Here is a 1,138-nt window from a genome sequence, read left to right on the forward strand (position 1 = left end):
CGCTCAGCTTGAGCTGGCGCTCGAAGAACTCGAAGGCGAGGCCATCGTCGCCGCCGCGCGTCGAGGCGATCCAGTAGCCGTCGATCGGCCATCACCGGTTCGGACGCTACCAGCTCATCTGCCGCGCGAGGAGCAGCGGATCGAGCCCGAGCAGGGTAACTGCACCTGTCCCGACTGCGGCGGCGCGCTGCGGCCGCTGGGGCAGGATAGCGACGAGATGCTCGATGCCGTGCCGGTGCAATGGCGCGTCGTTCGGACCATCCGCCCCAAATATAGCTGCCGGGCGTGCGAGAAGATCGTGCAGGCGCCCGCGCCGGTGAAGGCGATAGCGCGGGGCAAGCCTGTCCTGAGCCTGTCGAAGGGGCGACCTTCGGCATCCTGGCCCATGTCGTCGTCTCCAAGTTCGACCATCACCTTCCGTTATACCGCCAGGCCGAGATCATGGCCGCGCAGGGCATCGAGATCGACCGCTCGACGCTGGCAGGCTGGGTCGGCCAGGCATCTGTCCTGCTCGATCCGATCATCAACCGCATCCGCGAGGTCGGACTGACCGCTTCAAAGATCCACACCGACGATACACCGGTCCCCATGCTCGATCCGGGACGTGGCAAGACGGCAACCGGCAGGCTCTGGGCCTATGCCGTCGACGATCGGGGCTGCGGTGCCATGACCCCGCCGCTGGTCTGGTATGAGTTCACCACCGACCGGACAGGCGCACATCCCCAACGGCAGCTCGCCAGTTTCACCGGCTATCTTCAGGCGGACGGCTATGCCGGATACGACAAGCTCTACGACACCAACCGCGTCACCGAGGTCGCCTGCTGGGCGCATTTCCGGCGCAAGATATTCGACATTCATGCGACCAAGCCGACACCGCTCACCACTGATCTGCTTGAACGCATCGGTCAGCTCTATGAGATCGAGGCGGAGGTTCGCGGCCACCAGCCCGATATCCGACGACGAAGCCGACAGGACCGCACCAAGCCGCTGATCGACGAACTGCGCCAGGCGCTCGACGATGCCCTGCGCCGCCTTTCGCCCAAATCCGAGATGGCCAAGGCCATTGCCTATGGTCGCAAGCGCTGGGTCGCTCTGACGCGCTTTCTCGATGATGGACGTCTGGAAATCGATAACAACA

General features: G+C 64.5%; 1 pseudogene. It reads left to right on the plus strand.

Annotated features, from left to right (window positions below):
• Positions 1-1,138, plus strand: a pseudogene (locus tag KRZ98_RS23920) (IS66 family transposase); the annotation flags it as partial.

Source organism: Sphingobium sp. AS12, from assembly GCF_019097845.1.
Lineage (GTDB): Bacteria > Pseudomonadota > Alphaproteobacteria > Sphingomonadales > Sphingomonadaceae > Sphingobium.